The sequence below is a fragment of the Rugamonas rivuli genome (assembly GCF_009380165.1).
Lineage (GTDB): Bacteria > Pseudomonadota > Gammaproteobacteria > Burkholderiales > Burkholderiaceae_D > Rugamonas > Rugamonas rivuli.
The window spans coordinates 356,661-371,424 of the sequence record NZ_WHUF01000002.1; the positions used below are offsets into that span (position 1 = coordinate 356,661).

Annotated in this window: 14 protein-coding genes; 9 read left to right on the forward strand and 5 right to left on the reverse strand. The window is 61.1% G+C overall.

Annotated elements, in window-relative coordinates:
• The first annotated feature begins 16 nt into the window (after nt 1–16).
• Together GEV01_RS06790 and GEV01_RS06795 are read left to right on the forward strand one after the other, a co-directional pair.
• A complete protein-coding gene (locus GEV01_RS06790; RefSeq protein WP_152802847.1) occupies nt 17–1,141 on the forward strand; it encodes a M14 family metallopeptidase in 1,125 nt (374 codons plus the stop codon).
• A gap of 1 nt (nt 1,142) precedes the next feature.
• Nucleotides 1,143–1,607, forward strand: coding sequence for a CYTH domain-containing protein (locus GEV01_RS06795; protein WP_152802849.1), 465 nt, complete (start codon nt 1,143–1,145; stop codon nt 1,605–1,607).
• 34 nt (nt 1,608–1,641) lie between these two features.
• On the opposite strand, the gene GEV01_RS06800 is transcribed toward GEV01_RS06795, so the two are convergent.
• From GEV01_RS06800 to GEV01_RS06820, 5 genes are all read right to left on the reverse strand, one after another.
• A complete protein-coding gene (locus tag GEV01_RS06800; protein WP_152802851.1) occupies nt 1,642–2,910 on the reverse strand; it encodes a DUF2863 family protein in 1,269 nt (422 codons plus the stop codon).
• A 144-nt stretch (nt 2,911–3,054) separates the two neighbouring features.
• Nucleotides 3,055–5,763 (reverse strand): aconitate hydratase AcnA, encoded by a 2,709-nt coding sequence (acnA, locus tag GEV01_RS06805; RefSeq protein WP_152802853.1) that lies wholly within the window; start codon nt 5,761–5,763, stop codon nt 3,055–3,057.
• An 86-nt stretch (nt 5,764–5,849) separates the two neighbouring features.
• Nucleotides 5,850–6,356: a hypothetical protein gene (locus GEV01_RS06810; RefSeq protein ID WP_152802855.1), complete on the reverse strand. Its 507-nt coding sequence runs from the start codon at nt 6,354–6,356 to the stop codon at nt 5,850–5,852.
• Nucleotides 6,356–7,360 (reverse strand): HpcH/HpaI aldolase/citrate lyase family protein, encoded by a 1,005-nt coding sequence (locus tag GEV01_RS06815; RefSeq protein WP_152802857.1) that lies wholly within the window; start codon nt 7,358–7,360, stop codon nt 6,356–6,358. Before GEV01_RS06815 ends, GEV01_RS06810 begins: the two co-directional genes overlap by 1 nt.
• A 103-nt stretch (nt 7,361–7,463) precedes the next feature.
• Nucleotides 7,464–8,456 carry a malate dehydrogenase gene (locus GEV01_RS06820; RefSeq protein WP_070268572.1) on the reverse strand — a complete coding sequence of 331 codons (993 nt, stop codon included), beginning with the start codon at nt 8,454–8,456 and terminating at the stop codon, nt 7,464–7,466.
• Between the two features lie 246 nt (nt 8,457–8,702).
• On the opposite strand from GEV01_RS06820, the gene GEV01_RS06825 reads away from it, so the two are divergent.
• From GEV01_RS06825 to gltA, 7 genes are all read left to right on the forward strand, one after another.
• On the forward strand, nt 8,703–9,512 hold the full coding sequence (locus tag GEV01_RS06825) for a GntR family transcriptional regulator (protein WP_152802859.1): 810 nt from the start codon (nt 8,703–8,705) through the stop codon (nt 9,510–9,512).
• 243 nt (nt 9,513–9,755) lie between these two features.
• Nucleotides 9,756–10,178, forward strand: a complete 423-nt coding sequence (gene sdhC / locus GEV01_RS06830; protein ID WP_152802861.1) for a succinate dehydrogenase, cytochrome b556 subunit — start codon at nt 9,756–9,758, stop codon at nt 10,176–10,178.
• A 1-nt stretch (nt 10,179) separates the two neighbouring features.
• On the forward strand, nt 10,180–10,545 hold the full coding sequence (gene sdhD / locus GEV01_RS06835; protein ID WP_070357682.1) for a succinate dehydrogenase, hydrophobic membrane anchor protein: 366 nt from the start codon (nt 10,180–10,182) through the stop codon (nt 10,543–10,545).
• 2 nt (nt 10,546–10,547) lie between these two features.
• Nucleotides 10,548–12,326 carry a succinate dehydrogenase flavoprotein subunit gene (gene sdhA / locus GEV01_RS06840; protein WP_328595452.1) on the forward strand — a complete coding sequence of 593 codons (1,779 nt, stop codon included), beginning with the start codon at nt 10,548–10,550 and terminating at the stop codon, nt 12,324–12,326.
• A 10-nt stretch (nt 12,327–12,336) separates the two neighbouring features.
• On the forward strand, nt 12,337–13,047 hold the full coding sequence (locus GEV01_RS06845; RefSeq protein WP_008450684.1) for a succinate dehydrogenase iron-sulfur subunit: 711 nt from the start codon (nt 12,337–12,339) through the stop codon (nt 13,045–13,047).
• A 58-nt stretch (nt 13,048–13,105) separates the two neighbouring features.
• Nucleotides 13,106–13,387: an FAD assembly factor SdhE gene (locus tag GEV01_RS06850; protein WP_008450683.1), complete on the forward strand. Its 282-nt coding sequence runs from the start codon at nt 13,106–13,108 to the stop codon at nt 13,385–13,387.
• A 62-nt stretch (nt 13,388–13,449) separates the two neighbouring features.
• Nucleotides 13,450–14,751, forward strand: a complete 1,302-nt coding sequence (gene gltA, locus GEV01_RS06855; protein ID WP_008450682.1) for a citrate synthase — start codon at nt 13,450–13,452, stop codon at nt 14,749–14,751.
• The last annotated feature ends 13 nt before the right edge of the window (nt 14,752–14,764 follow it).

The following is a 14,764-nucleotide window of genomic DNA, read 5'->3' on the forward strand; positions in this document are numbered from 1 at the left end:
TTAATATTGGATCAACATGACCATCAAAATCAGCCAAAACTTCGACTCCGGCGCCATTGAAGTGCTGCGCGCGGACAGCGCGGCGGAAATCGAACTGAATCTGCGCAAGGACTCGCACGCCGACATCCACCAGTGGTTCCACTTCCGCCTGCAGGGCGCGCGCGGCCAGCAAGTGCGCATGCGCTTCCTGAACGCCGGCCAGGCCACCTACGCCAAGGGCTATGAGGACTACCAGGCCGTCGCCAGCTACGACACCGAAACCTGGTTCCGCGTGCCGACCTCCTTCGACGGCGAGGTCATGACGATCAAGCACACGCCGGAAACCGACAGCGTCTACTACGCCTACTTCGAGCCGTATTCGTTCGAGCGCCACCTGCGCCTGCTGGGCGAAGTGGCCGAGCATCCGCAGGCCCGCGTGCTCGACCTGGGCAACACCATCGACGGCCGCGACATGAACCTGGTCGTCATCGGCCAGCCGGAAGCGGAAAAGAAAATCTGGGTCATCGCGCGCCAGCACCCGGGCGAGTCGATGGCCGAATGGTTCGTCGAAGGCCTGATCGATTCGCTGCTGGACGACGCCAATCCTATCGCCCGCAAGCTGCTGCAACGCTGCGTGTTCTACATCGTGCCGAACATGAACCCGGACGGCTCGGTGCGCGGCAATCTGCGCACCAACGCCTCGGGCGCCAACCTGAATCGCGAGTGGATGACGCCATCCGTCGAGCGCAGCCCGGAAGTGCTGTACGTGAAGCAGAAGATGCACGAAACCGGCATCGACATGTTCTTCGACATCCACGGCGACGAGGCACTGCCTTACAACTTCGTGGCCGGTAACGAGATGCTGGAGAACTTCAGCGAAGAGCGCCGCGTCAAGCAGCAGGACTTCATCGACCGCTACAAGAACGCCAGCCCGGACTTCCAGGACAAATACGGCTACGCCGCCAGCAAGTACAAGGAAGACATGCTGACCCTGGCGTCGAAATACGTCGGCCACCACTTCGGCTGCCTGGCGCTGACCCTGGAGATGCCGTTCAAGGACAACGCCGACCTGCCGGATCCGCATGTGGGCTGGAACGGCGCCCGCAGCGCGGCGCTGGGCGCGGCCATGCTGCAACCTATCCTGCTGTCGCTGGACGCCTGAGATGGGCGTTGAAATCGAGCGCAAGTTCCTCTTGCGCGGCGATGCGTGGATGAGCCTTGGCGAGCCGGTGTTTTTTCGCCAGGGCTATCTGTCGTCGCACAAGGATCGCGTGGTGCGCGTGCGCATCGAGGGCGAGCGGGCGGTGATGACGATCAAGGGCCGCAACGTCGGCGCCACGCGCGGCGAGTGGGAGTATCCGATACCGATGGCCGATGCGGTGGAGCTGCTGGATCGCCTGTGCGAACAGCCGTTGATCGAGAAGTATCGCCGCCGTATCGATTACGCCGGCAATGTGTGGGAAGTCGACGAGTTCCTCGGCGCGAACGCGGGATTGGTCGTGGCCGAGATTGAATTGAGCTCGGAAGACCAGGCGTTCGATAAGCCGGAGTGGATAGGGGAGGAAGTCACCGACGACCTGCGCTACCTGAACTCCAGCCTGATCAAGCACCCATATTCAGCTTGGTAAAAAAAAGCCCCGTGAGGGGCTTTCTGCTTTCCGCTTAGTGGAAGTGCTCGGTGCCTGTCGGCGCATCCTCGGGCATTTCCGCGTGCGCCAGTTCGCCGACCGGGTCGGCAAACAGCGGTGCGCCGCAGTCGTCGCAGAACTCCGCCACGAAGCGCTCGCTGTGCTTCTTGATCTGCGTGACGCCGGAATCGTTCAGGTGGCTGATGATCTCCTCCACCGGCGTAATCGGCTTCTGCAGGATGCCGCCCGGGCCGCCTTGCAGCGGACCTTCCGGCGGCGTGCCTTCCTCGTCTTCCTGCCCGTACAGCGGCCACACCACGCCGTAGATCACGTCCGGCGTCGAACGCTGGGTGAAGGCCACGCGGTACTCGTCGATCTGGCCGTCGGCGCTTTCCTCGCCGAAGCCGGCGATCACCGCGCGCAGTTCCGACGGCTCGATCGCCAGCGTGTGCGTCAGGTAGTGCACGGCGGCGCGGATCGATACCGGACGGATCAGCTTGTCCGCCTCGCGGCAGGCCATGTAGTAAGCCTCCGGCAGCAGCAGCTCGACGCCGCAGCCCGGCAGCAGGCGGTTGATGGTCGGCGTGACCTGCGCGCGCCACTGTTCCAGCGCGTTGGTGCGTTCGTTGACGAAGTTGGCCTGGTTGGCCGGCATCTGCCAGCGGAACAGCGGGCCACCCGCCGGCGCCACCACGGCCACCAGCAGGTAGCGCGTGTCGGCCAGGAAGGGCGCCGTCTCCGGCACCTTGGTGTCGGCCTTCAGCACCGTGCCCTTGAGCGCGGCCTGCGCCAGCTTGTGCACCTTGGCGTAGGTCTCGACATGGCTGCGCGGCAGCTGGTCGATCGAGAACAGCGTCGGCGACATCGCCATGTGCGTGCCGTCGGCCAGCAGGTGGGCCGAGAAGTGCGCCGACAGCGTGGTCAGGATATCGGCCGGGATCGCGCCCGAGGCGATGGCGAAGCGGGTCCACGCCAGGATGGGCGCGGCCACCAGCAGCACGTCGTACTGCTTGGCGACGCCGTCGGTTTCGATGGTGATGGAGCTCGACTCGCTGACCGCCTCCACGCCATCCATCAACACGTCGTACGCGTTCAGGTCTTCCTTGAACAGGCTGTTCAAGGTCGAATCGATGGTGTCCTGGTGGCCGGTCTTGAGGAGTTTGTGGAGCTGCGCATCGAGGCTATGTTCCCAGGCCCGCTCTTCGATACGGCTGGCCGCCTGCCCGACTGCGAGGGCATAGGTGACGAGGCGCTGGCTCTCGGCAGACAACTTATGGGATGAATCTTTATTTGGACGACGCATAGCGCAATAAGAGTCTCATAAAAGTGGATAAAGCGGATCAGTCATGCAGATGATAACCCTTATGAACCGTATTGTAGTTGATTCGGCAAACGTGCATAAAAAAACGCCGGACTAGCCGGCGTTCTCTATGAAACAACTAACTTTTTACGCGGCCAGCAGCTGACGCAGTACGAACGGCAGGATGCCGCCGTGCTTGTAGTAGTCGACTTCGATCGGGGTGTCGATACGCAGCAGCACTTTCACTTCCTGTGCCGGCTTGCCTTCGCGGTGGATGACCAGGGTAGCCAGTTGCTGTGGCTTGATCTCGCCTTCCAGACCCTTCAGGTCGTAGACTTCCTTGCCGGTGATGCCCAGCGATTCAACGCTGTCGTTGCCGATGAATTGCAGCGGCAGCACGCCCATGCCGACCAGGTTGGAGCGGTGGATACGTTCGAACGAACGCACGATCACAGCTTTCACGCCCAGCAGCTGGGTGCCCTTGGCTGCCCAGTCGCGCGACGAGCCGGTGCCGTACTCTTCGCCGCCGAACACCATGGTTGGCGTGCCTGCAGCAACGTACTTCATCGCTGCGTCGTAGATCGACAGCTGTTCGCCGGTAGGCTGGTGAATGGTGATGCCGCCTTCAACCGCCGAACCGTCCGCCTTGGCAGGGATCATCTTGTTCTTGATACGCACGTTGGCGAAGGTGCCGCGCATCATGATCTCGTGGTTGCCGCGACGCGAGCCGTAGGAGTTGAAGTCCGCCTTCATCACGCCGTTAGCCAGCAGCCATTTGCCCGCCGGGCCGTCTTCCTTGATGGAGCCGGCAGGGGAGATGTGGTCGGTGGTGATCGAATCGCCGAACACGCCCAGTGCGCGCGCGCCGGTGATGCCGGTGGCGGCCGCTTTCGGGGTCATCTCGAAGCCGTCGAAGAACGGTGGCTCGGCGATGTAGGTCGACGCAGGCCAGTTGTAGACATTGCCTTCGGTCGACGATACGTGTTCCCACAGCTTGCCTGGGTTGCCCTTGACGTCGGCGTAGTTCGATTTGAACACTTTCGAGTTCATCGCGAACTTCATCAGCTTGGCGATCTCTTTCGAGGTCGGCCAGATGTCGCCCAGGTACACGTCCTTGCCGTTTTTGCCCTTGCCAACTGGCTGGGTCATCAGGTCGACGGTCATGTTGCCGGCGATGGCGTAGGCCACGACCAGCGGTGGCGATGCCAGGAAGTTCGAGCGGATGTTCGGGTGAATACGCGCTTCGAAGTTACGGTTGCCGGACAGCACGGCCGAAGCGACGATGTCGTTGCTGCTGATGGCAGCGTTCAGTTCCGGGGTCAGGTCGCCGGCGTTACCGATGCAGGTGGTGCAACCGTAAGCGGTCACGCCGAAGCCCAGTTGCTCCAGGTATGGCAGCAGGCCGGCGGCGGTCAGGTACTCGGTGACGACGCGCGAGCCAGGAGCCAGCGAAGTCTTGATGTGCGGAGCGACGGTCAGGCCGGCTTCGACAGCTTTCTTCGCCAGCAGGCCAGCAGCCAGCAGCACGCTCGGGTTCGAGGTGTTGGTGCACGAGGTGATCGCAGCGATCAGCACGTCGCCGTTTTTCACGTTCACGCCGTTGGTGGTGGTGTAGGTCTTGGCCAGGTCTTCGGCTTTTTTATTGAAGCCGTTGTCGGTGGTCGGTTTCGAGAACAGTTCGGTGAAGTTGTTTTTCACGTTGCCGATTTCGATACGGTCCTGTGGACGCTTAGGACCGGCCAGCGAAGGAGTAACGCTGGTCAGGTTCAGTTCTACCACGCGGGTGTAGTCGATGTCGCCGGCTTTCGGTACGCCGTACAGGCCCTGGGCCTTGAAGTAGGCGGCGAATGCAGCGATTTCGTCCTTGGTGCGGCCGGTGCCTTCGAAGTATTCGACGGTGGCGTCGTCAACCGGGAAGAAGCCCATGGTCGCGCCGTATTCAGGCGCCATGTTGGCGATGGTGGCGCGGTCGGTCAGCGACAGCGTCTCGGTGCCTTCGCCGAAGAACTCGACGAACTTGCCGACGACTTTTTCTTTACGCAGCAGTTCGGTGATGGTCAGCACCAGATCGGTTGCGGTGCAGCCTTCGCGCAGCACGCCGGTCAGGTTCACGCCGATCACGTCCGGGGTCAGGAAGTAGACTGGCTGGCCCAGCATGCCGGCTTCCGCCTCGATGCCGCCCACGCCCCAGCCGACTACGCCGATGCCGTTGATCATGGTGGTGTGCGAGTCGGTGCCGACCAGGGTGTCCGGGTAGTAGACGCCGTCAGCGGTCTTGTGCACGCCGCGCGCCAGGTATTCCAGGTTGACCTGGTGGACGATGCCGAAGCCCGGAGGCACGACGCCGAAGGTGTCGAAGGCTTGCATGCCCCATTTCATGAACTGGTAGCGCTCGTTGTTGCGCGAGAATTCCAGCTTCATGTTCAGGTCCAGCGCGCCTTTTTCGCGGAAGTGGTCGATGGTGACGGAGTGGTCGACCACCAGATCCACTGGCACCAGCGGTTCGATTTTCTTGGCGTTGACGCCCATCTTGTAGGCGACGTTGCGCATTGCTGCCAGGTCGGCCAGCAGTGGCACGCCGGTGAAGTCTTGCAGCACGACGCGGGCGACGACGAACGGGATCTCGTCGGTACGGTCGGCGGTCGCGCCCCAGTTGGCCAGCTGCTTGACGTGTTCTTCGGTGACTTTCTTGCCGTCGCAGTTACGCAGGACGGATTCCAGCACAACACGGATCGATACCGGCAGGCGGGAGATTTTGGCGCCCAGGCTCTTTTCCAGGGCTGGCAGGGAGTAGAACTTGCCCTTTTTGCCGGAAATGTTGAAATCCTTAAGCGTGTTCAGAGTGTTGCGGGACATGACCTCTCCTTCGTGGGTATCGTCTATTATTGAAGTTAAAACCGTGTTGCTGGCGCCCGTGCCGGCGCGCCTCTTTTGGAACTAAATCACTGAATCGTGGTCTTGGTGCTGGTCGGCTCCGATGCATTGGTGGCGACCGGTTTCAATTGCTCGGCGTTGCGGCATTCGTTGGCCAGCTGGCGGTTCTGCTTGGAGTCCAGCAGCATGCCCTTGGATGGAATGCCGATCCAGATCAGGCCGTACAACTTGTTTTCGAAACGCTGCGCGCCGGTGGTGGTGCCCACGCGGGTCAGGCGGTGCAGACGCTTCTTCCAGCGCAGCGCGATGTGCGCTTCGTCGCCGGCGTTTTCATAGATGGTGATCTTGTTGCCCAGTTCGCAGTCGAACTCGGTCACGGCCGAATCGGTGACGGCCGGTTCATCGGCGTCTTCATCCGGGGTCTTGGTTTCGGCCGGCTTGGCGGCGGCTTTGGACTTGCCGGCCTTCTTGACGGTTTTCTTGGCCGGCGTGGCGTTCTGCGCGTGGGCGCCGGCGGCCAGGGTCATGGAGGCCAGCGCAAAGCTGCAGGCCAGGAGTAGTTTGGAGATGGACATCAAAGTGCTTCCAGGGTTGGTTCGGTGGGGCTGCCGTTGATCAGCGCGGCGGCGGACTCGGGCAAGCTCAGCCCGGCCAGCTTGGCGCGCTGCAAAACGGTCCAATAGTATCTGTAGCTTGCACGGTCGTGCAAGCGCCCGTTTTGGGAAATTGGCCCCCATTGCACAGCCTCCGCTTCAAGCAGGATGGCGGCTGCCTCGCTGACCTCGGACAGGCGCGGCGTGAAGGTCTTGATAATCGGTTTGATCTGGTTCGGGTGGATGCTCCACATGCGCGTGTAGCCGAATTCGGCGGCGGCGCGCTGGGCATCGTTGGCGGCGACCGCCGTGTCCTTGATCTCGGTGGTCACGTTATGCGACGGCACCTTGCCGTGCGCGTGGCAGGCGGCGGCGATTTCCAGCTTGGCGCGCACCACCAGCGGGTGCGTGAACTGGCCCGGCGTGCGCATCGCGGCGGCGGGGATCGCGCCGTAGTGCGAGGAGACGAAATCCATGATGCCGAACGACAGGCACTGCACCTGGGGCAGGGCGGCGATGTCGTAGGCTTCGCGCAGCGCGCCGTGGGTTTCGATCAGCACGTGCACCGGTAAGTCCTTGCGGCCGGCCTTGGCGGCGTGGACGTTGATGATCTTGATCGCGGCCGCCACTTCTTTGGCGCTGTGCACCTTGGGCAGCACGATGTAGGCCAGCGGCTGGGCGGCGGCGCAGATGATCTCCACGTCCTGCGAGAAGAACGGGCTGTGGACATCGTGCACGCGGGCGCCGATGCGTTTGAATTTGTTCTCGTCCGACAGCAGCAGCTCCGCCACCAGGCGGGCGTGAGCTTCCTCGTTGCCGGCGCTGGCGCCGTCTTCGCAATCGAGGGTGATGTCGAACAAGGGGCCAAGTTCTTGTTGCAGGGCGATCGATTTGCGCATCAGCTTTTCGGAGCCGGCGTAATGGTCGCAGGCCGGCAGCAGCAGCGGCTGGCGATTGCCCTGGAATAAAACCTCGGATGGGTGCATGCGGGAATGGTCAGTAGATACAGACGCCGCGCTGCTCTCGGCAGCGCGGCGGGTGCGGCGGATCGGTGGTTTAACCGGTTCCACTTGCGGGTGGTGTCAGAACTTAGGCCGGCAGCAGGTGCTTGACGCCTTCGCGCTCTTCGGTCAGTTCTTTCAGGGTAATGTTGATGCGCTCTTGCGAGAACGCGTCGATTTCCAGGCCCTGGACGATTTTGTATTCGCCGTTTTCGGTGGTCACTGGGAAGCCGAACATGGTGCCTTCAGGGATGCCGTACGAACCATCCGAAGGAACGCCCATGGTGGTCCACTTGCCGCCGGTGCCGACGTGCCAGTCGTGCATGTGGTCGATCGCTGCGTTGGCTGCCGATGCTGCCGACGACAGGCCGCGTGCCTCGATGATCGCTGCGCCGCGCTTGCCGACGGTAGGCAGGAAGGTGTTGGCGTTCCATTCCTGGTCGTTGATCAGGTCCTTGACGTTCTTGCCGTTCACGGTGGCGAAGCGGTAGTCGGCGTACATGGTCGGCGAGTGGTTGCCCCATACGCACAGCTTTTCGATGTCCTTGACCGCGGTGCCGGTCTTGGCAGCCACTTGCGACAGCGCGCGGTTGTGGTCCAGGCGCAGCATGGCGGTGAAGTTCTTGGCCGGCAGCGATGGCGCCGATTTCATGGCGATGTAGGCGTTGGTGTTGGCTGGGTTACCGACCACCAGTACTTTGACGTTGCGCGATGCGACGGCATCCAGCGCCTTGCCTTGTACGGTGAAGATCTGGGCATTGGCTTCCAGCAGGTCTTTACGTTCCATGCCTGGGCCGCGTGGACGGGCGCCAACCAGCACGGCGTAGTCGACATCCTTGAAGGCGGTCATCGGGTCGGAGTGGGCGGTCATCTCGGTCAGCAGCGGGAAGGCGCAGTCGTCGATTTCCATCATCACGCCTTTGAGCGCTTTCTGGGCTTTTTCGTCGGCGATTTCCAGCAGTTGCAGAATGACTGGTTGGTCCTTGCCCAGCATGTCGCCGTTGGCGATGCGGAACAGCAGAGCGTAACCGATTTGACCGGCGGCGCCGGTGACAGCAACACGCATTGGGGTTTTAGCCATGATGAATCTCCAAAGTGGGAATTAAAACGTTCTCGAAGCTGGACCGGAGCCGGTCCGGGAAAACCGTAATCATACTGCAAATTGAGCGCTTAGAATCTATGCGGAAGCGTCGGCTATAGCGTCTCGCCGGGGAGTGTAGGCCTGTGGCAGGCATCTGTCAATCCTATCTTATGTCTTATATAAGACAGATAAGTTATTGCCGGTTTTTCTGGACGGCAGGGGCCATTTGTGGTGAAATCTTGGTCTATGAATTCCGTCCCGCCCAATCCGAACAGCAATTCCACCGCCGCCAATGCCGGCGGAGCGGCCGGATCGTCGGCGGGCGCCGCGGCGAATCCGTCGCCGACTTTCTCCCCACTGTACCAGCAAATCAAGGCCCTGATCACGCAAAGCCTGCAATCGGGCGAGTGGAAACCGGGCGAGTTGATCCCCAGCGAAGTGGAACTGGCCAACCGATTCAAGGTCAGCCAGGGCACCGTACGCAAGGCCATCGACGAACTCGCCGCGGAAAACCTGGTGATGCGCAAGCAGGGCAAGGGCACTTTCGTGTCCACCCACCACGAGGCGCGCGCCCACTTCCGCTTCCTGCGCCTGATGCCCGACGAGGGCGTGCCGCACTACCCCGAAAGCAAGTTCATCGAAGTCAAGCGCATGCGCGCGCCGGCCGACGTGGCCCGCCTGCTGGACCTGAAGTCCGGCGACGCCGTCATCTTCATCAAGCGCGTGCAGTCCTTCGACGGCGTGCCGACCATCGTTGAGGAACTGTGGCTGCCGGGCGTCACCTTCAAGGGACTGACCGCCGAGCGCCTGGTCGAATACAAGGGGCCGATGTACGGCCTGTTCGAATCCGAGTTCGGCACCCGCATGATACGTGCGACCGAGAAGATCCGCGCCGTCTGCGCCGGCGCCGAAGACGCCGCCCTGCTGCACATCGACGCCGCCACGCCGCTGCTGGCGTCCGAGCGCGTGTCGTTCACCTATGGCGACAAGCCGGTGGAACTGCGCCGCGGCCTGTACTCCACGGAGCGCCATCACTATCACAATGAACTGAACTGAGTGAGTTGAATTTAGGAGACCCTGAAGCACATAAAAAAACCGCTTCAGGCAGCGAAAACAGGGCGCCGTCACACCCCGGTAGCATTGTTGCGCTGATAATACGTTGAGCTACGGAAAGTAGCCGTCGCATAGTGTTGCCAAACACTATTTTGGTTATATGTAACAATAGATATTGGTTATGAGTGCGAAAATCGGCGAAAATCGCAGTCTCGATATTTTTGTTTATGCTTAGGAGGTCTTGTTATGTCAGAAGCCGTAAGGGAAGCCCCAAAAAAAGAACGGCCGGAGTTCCGTAACATCCACGTTACCGAATTGTCCAACTACCGCATGCCTTTGGCAGCCATCGTCTCCATCCTGCACCGCATCAGCGGCTTCATGATGTTTGCACTGCTGCCTTTCGTGCTTTATCTGCTGGAGCAGAGCTTGCGCTCCGAGATCTCCTTCGCTTACTACCAAGGGATTGTGTCCTATCCGCTGGTCAAACTGATCATCCTGGCCCTGGTCTGGGGTTATATGCATCACTTCTGCGCTGGCGTACGCCACCTGGTGATGGATGCCCACATCGGCCTGGACAAGGATTCCGCCCGCAAATCGTCGGCCACCGTGCTGGTGATCAGCCTGGCGCTGACCGCCGTGGTCGCGCTCAAACTGTTTGGAGTGTTCTGAGATGGCAAACAACAATGTTGGACCTAAACGCCTGGTAGTCGGCGCCGGCTACGGCATGCGCGACTGGCTGGCACAGCGCGTGACCGCCATCATGATGGTGCTGTACACCGCCATCCTGCTGACTTCCTTCCTGACCGGCCAGAACTTCACGTATGAAGGCTGGGCTGGCTTGTTCGCACAGCAGTGGTTCAAGCTGATCAGCGCCGTGACGCTGTTCGGCCTGTTCTTCCACGCCTGGATCGGCGTGCGTGACATCTGGATGGACTATGTCAAAGCCGTCGGCCTTCGCCTGACCCTGCAAATCGCCACCATCCTGTGGTTGGTCGCTTGTGCCGTTTGGTCGGTACAGATACTCTGGAGTGTGTAATCGTGGCAGCTATCAAATCTGCAATCCCTACCCGCCGCTTTGACGCGGTAATCGTCGGCGCCGGCGGCTCCGGCATGCGCGCATCCCTGCAACTGGCTGAAGCCGGTCTGAACGTGGCGGTGCTGTCGAAAGTCTTCCCAACCCGTTCGCACACCGTGGCGGCACAGGGCGGCATCGGCGCATCGCTGGGCAATATGGCCGAAGACAACTGGTTCTGGCATATGTTCGACACCGTCAAGGGTGGCGACTACCTGGGCGACCAGGATGCGATCGAATTCATGTGCCGCGAAGCACCGAAGGTCGTCTACGAGCTGGAACACTTCGGCATGCCGTTCGACCGTAACCCAGACGGCACCATTTATCAGCGTCCGTTCGGCGGCCACACCGCCAACTTCGGCGAGAAAGCCGTGCAGCGCGCCTGCGCCGCGGCCGACCGTACCGGCCACGCACTGCTGCACACCCTGTACCAGCGCAACGTGCGCGCCCGCACCCACTTCTTCGTCGAGTGGATGGCGCTGGACGTGATCCGCGACGCCGAAGGCGACGTGGTCGGCGTAGTGGCCCTGGAAATGGAAACCGGCGAATGCATGATCCTGGAAGCGAAGACCACCATCTTCGCCACCGGCGGTGCAGGCCGTATCTTCGCCGCTTCCACCAACGCCTTCATTAACACCGGCGACGGCATGGGCATGGCGGCACGCGCCGGCCTGCCGCTGCAAGACATGGAATTCTGGCAGTTCCACCCGACCGGCGTGGCCGGCGCCGGCGTCCTCATCACCGAGGGTGTACGTGGCGAGGGCGGTATCCTGATCAACTCCGAAGGCGAGCGCTTCATGGAGCGTTACGCTCCGACGCTGAAGGATCTGGCGCCGCGCGACTTCGTGTCGCGCTCGATGGACCAGGAGATCAAGGAAGGCCGCGGCTGCGGTCCTAACAAGGATCACGTCATGCTGGACCTGCGCCACATCGGCGCCGACACCATCGCCAAGCGCCTGCCGTCGATTCTGGAAATCGGCCACAAGTTCGCCAACGTCGATGCGACCAAGGAACCGATCCCGGTCGTGCCAACCATCCACTACCAGATGGGCGGTATTCCAACCAACATCCACGGCCAGGTCGTCACGCCAAACGGCGACGGCACGCAGCGCGTGGTCAACGGCCTGTACGCGATCGGCGAATGCGCCTGCGTATCGGTGCACGGCGCCAACCGCCTGGGCACCAACTCGCTGCTGGACCTGGTGGTCTTCGGCCGCGCGGCCGGCAACCACGTCGTCGCGCAAAACCTGAAGCAGAAAGAGAACAAGCCTCTGCCTAAGGACGCCGCCGACTTCGCCATGGGCCGCCTGAACAAGCTGGAAACCTCGACCGGCTCGGAAAAAGTGCAGGGCGTCGCCAACGACATCCGCGCCACGATGCAGAAGTACTGCGGCGTGTTCCGTACCGACGAGCTGCTGACCCAGGGCGCCAAGGAAATCATGGTGCTCGACGAGCGCCGCAAGCACGTGTCGTTCAAAGACAAATCCAAGGTGTTCAACACCGCGCGCGTCGAAGCGCTGGAACTGGACAACCTGATCGAAACCGCGAAAGCGACGATCACGTCGGCTGTCGCCCGCAAGGAATCGCGCGGCGCCCACGCCCACAGCGATTTCCCGCACCGCGACGACGACAACTGGATGAAGCACACCCTGTGGTATTCGGAAGGCAACCGACTGGAATACAAAGCGGTCGTTACCAAGCCATTGACGGTTGATACCTTCAAACCGAAACCACGTACTTTCTAAGGGCTAGAACATGGCACGCACTCTCAAACTGAAAATTTATCGTTACGATCCGGACCAGGACGCCAAGCCGTACATGCAGGACGTGACGGTCGAGCTGAAAGACACCGACAAGATGCTGCTGGACGCACTGCAGCGCATCAAGTCCGACGTCGACGATTCGCTGGCCCTGCGCCGCTCGTGCCGCGAAGGCGTGTGCGGTTCGGACGCGATGAACATCAACGGTAAAAACGGCCTGGCCTGCACCACCAACCTGAACGAGCTGACCGAGCCTATCGTGCTGCGTCCGCTGCCAGGCCTGCCGGTGATCCGCGACCTGATCGTCGACATGACCCAGTTCTTCAAACAGTACGATTCGATCAAGCCTTACCTGATCAACGATTCGATCCGTCCTGAAAAAGAACGCCTGCAAACCCCGACCGAGCGCGAAGAGCTCGACGGCCTGTACGAGTGCATCCTGTGCGCGTGCTGCTCGACGTCGTGCCCATCGTTCTGGTGGAATCCGGACAAGTTCGTCGGTCCAGCTGGCCTGCTGCAAGCCTACCGCTTCATCGCCGACTCGCGCGACGAAGCCACCGGCGCGCGTCTGGACAACCTGGAAGACCCGTACCGCCTGTTCCGCTGCCACTCGATCATGAACTGCGTCGACGTTTGCCCTAAGGGTTTGAACCCGAACAAGGCGATCGGCAAGATCAAGGAATTGATGGTACGCCGCGCGATCTAAGCTGCATTTCACGGGCGGCGGCCTCGTCGCCCGTTTTCGTATAAAGTAGCACATCCATATGACTGAACCGAACAGCTCAGCGCATCAGGCCGACCCCGCCAACCGAGCGCGCCTGCGGTGGCGTTCCCGCCGGGGCCTGTTGGAAAACGATATTATCCTGACCCGTTTTCTCGATGCGCATGAAACCGAATTGACCGACGAAGAAGTGGACGCATTCACGCGGCTCCTCGATTTGTCGGACAATGCCCTGATGGATCTGGTACTGGCCCGCAAGGAGCCGGAAGGCGAGGTCGATCTGCCGCATGTGCACGCACTGCTGCAGCGACTGCGTCGCGCGTAAAGACACACCCAGAAAAGTTTCGTTTTTTTTATTTGTCGCATCTCTCCAAGAAGGAAGAGTCCATGAACACCTCTGATAACAAAGCCACCCTATCGTTTTCCGATGGCAGCCCATCGGTAGAATTCCCGATCTACAAAGGCACCGTCGGTCCTGACGTGATCGACATCCGCAAACTGTACGCCGGCACCGGCAAGTTCACCTACGACCCGGGCTTCATGTCGACCGCGGCATGCAACTCGTCGATCACCTACATCGACGGCGACAAGGGCGAGCTGCTGTACCGCGGCTACCCGATCGAGCAACTGGCCGTGAACGCCGATTTCATGGAATCGTGCTACCTGCTGCTGAACGGCGAACTGCCGAACAAGGTCGAAAAAGAGAAGTTCGTCGAAACCGTGACCAAGCACACCATGGTCCACGAGCAGATGCAATTCTTCTTCCGCGGCTTCCGCCGCGACGCGCACCCGATGTCGGTACTGGTCGGCACCGTCGGCGCGCTGGCTTCGTTCTACCACGACTCGCTGGACATCAACGATGCCAAGCACCGTGAAGTATCGGCCATCCGTCTGATCGCCAAGATGCCTACCCTGGTGGCGATGGCTTACAAATACTCGATCGGCCAGCCGTTCGTGTACCCACGCAACGACCTGTCGTACAGCGCCAACTTCATGCGCATGATGTTCGGCAATCCGTGCGAAGAATACAAAGTCAACGACGTGCTGGTGCGCGCCCTGGACCGTATCCTGATCCTGCACGCGGACCACGAGCAGAATGCATCGACCTCGACCGTGCGTCTGGCCGGTTCGTCGGGTGCGAATCCGTTCGCCTGTATCGCTGCCGGTATCGCCTGCCTGTGGGGCCCTGCCCACGGCGGCGCCAACGAAGCGGCGCTGAACATGCTGAAGGAAATCGGCACCGTCGAGAACATTCCTGCCTTCATCGCTCAGGTGAAAGACAAGAACTCCGGCGTCAAGCTGATGGGCTTCGGTCATCGCGTGTACAAGAACTTCGACCCGCGTGCAAAACTGATGCGCGAAACCTGCTACGAAGTGCTGAACGAACTGGGCCTGCAAGACGACCCACTGTTCAAGCTGGCGATGGAACTGGAAAAGATTGCACTGAACGACGAATACTTCGTTTCGCGCAAACTGTACCCGAACGTCGACTTCTACTCGGGCATCGTGCAGTCCGCACTGGGCATCCCAGTGTCGCTGTTCACCGGTATCTTCGCCATGGCTCGCACCATCGGCTGGATCGCCCAGTGGAACGAAATGATCGCCGATCCAGAACAGAAAATCGGCCGTCCACGCCAGCTGTTCGTCGGTTCGACCACGCGTGAAGTGAAGCCGCTGGACAAGCGTTAATCGCCGGTCCTAC

Coding starts and splice junctions, on each gene's coding strand:
- acnA (WP_152802853.1), bottom strand. CDS start 5,763: ATGTCCCGCAACACTCTGAACACGCTTAAGGATTTCAACATTTCCGGC.
- GEV01_RS06820 (WP_070268572.1), bottom strand. CDS start 8,456: ATGGCTAAAACCCCAATGCGTGTTGCTGTCACCGGCGCCGCCGGTCAA.
- GEV01_RS06800 (WP_152802851.1), bottom strand. CDS start 2,910: ATGCGTCGTCCAAATAAAGATTCATCCCATAAGTTGTCTGCCGAGAGC.
- GEV01_RS06795 (WP_152802849.1), top strand. CDS start 1,143: ATGGGCGTTGAAATCGAGCGCAAGTTCCTCTTGCGCGGCGATGCGTGG.
- GEV01_RS06850 (WP_008450683.1), top strand. CDS start 13,106: ATGACTGAACCGAACAGCTCAGCGCATCAGGCCGACCCCGCCAACCGA.
- gltA (WP_008450682.1), top strand. CDS start 13,450: ATGAACACCTCTGATAACAAAGCCACCCTATCGTTTTCCGATGGCAGC.
- sdhD (WP_070357682.1), top strand. CDS start 10,180: ATGGCAAACAACAATGTTGGACCTAAACGCCTGGTAGTCGGCGCCGGC.
- GEV01_RS06810 (WP_152802855.1), bottom strand. CDS start 6,356: ATGTCCATCTCCAAACTACTCCTGGCCTGCAGCTTTGCGCTGGCCTCC.
- GEV01_RS06815 (WP_152802857.1), bottom strand. CDS start 7,360: ATGCACCCATCCGAGGTTTTATTCCAGGGCAATCGCCAGCCGCTGCTG.
- sdhC (WP_152802861.1), top strand. CDS start 9,756: ATGTCAGAAGCCGTAAGGGAAGCCCCAAAAAAAGAACGGCCGGAGTTC.
- GEV01_RS06845 (WP_008450684.1), top strand. CDS start 12,337: ATGGCACGCACTCTCAAACTGAAAATTTATCGTTACGATCCGGACCAG.
- GEV01_RS06825 (WP_152802859.1), top strand. CDS start 8,703: ATGAATTCCGTCCCGCCCAATCCGAACAGCAATTCCACCGCCGCCAAT.
- GEV01_RS06790 (WP_152802847.1), top strand. CDS start 17: ATGACCATCAAAATCAGCCAAAACTTCGACTCCGGCGCCATTGAAGTG.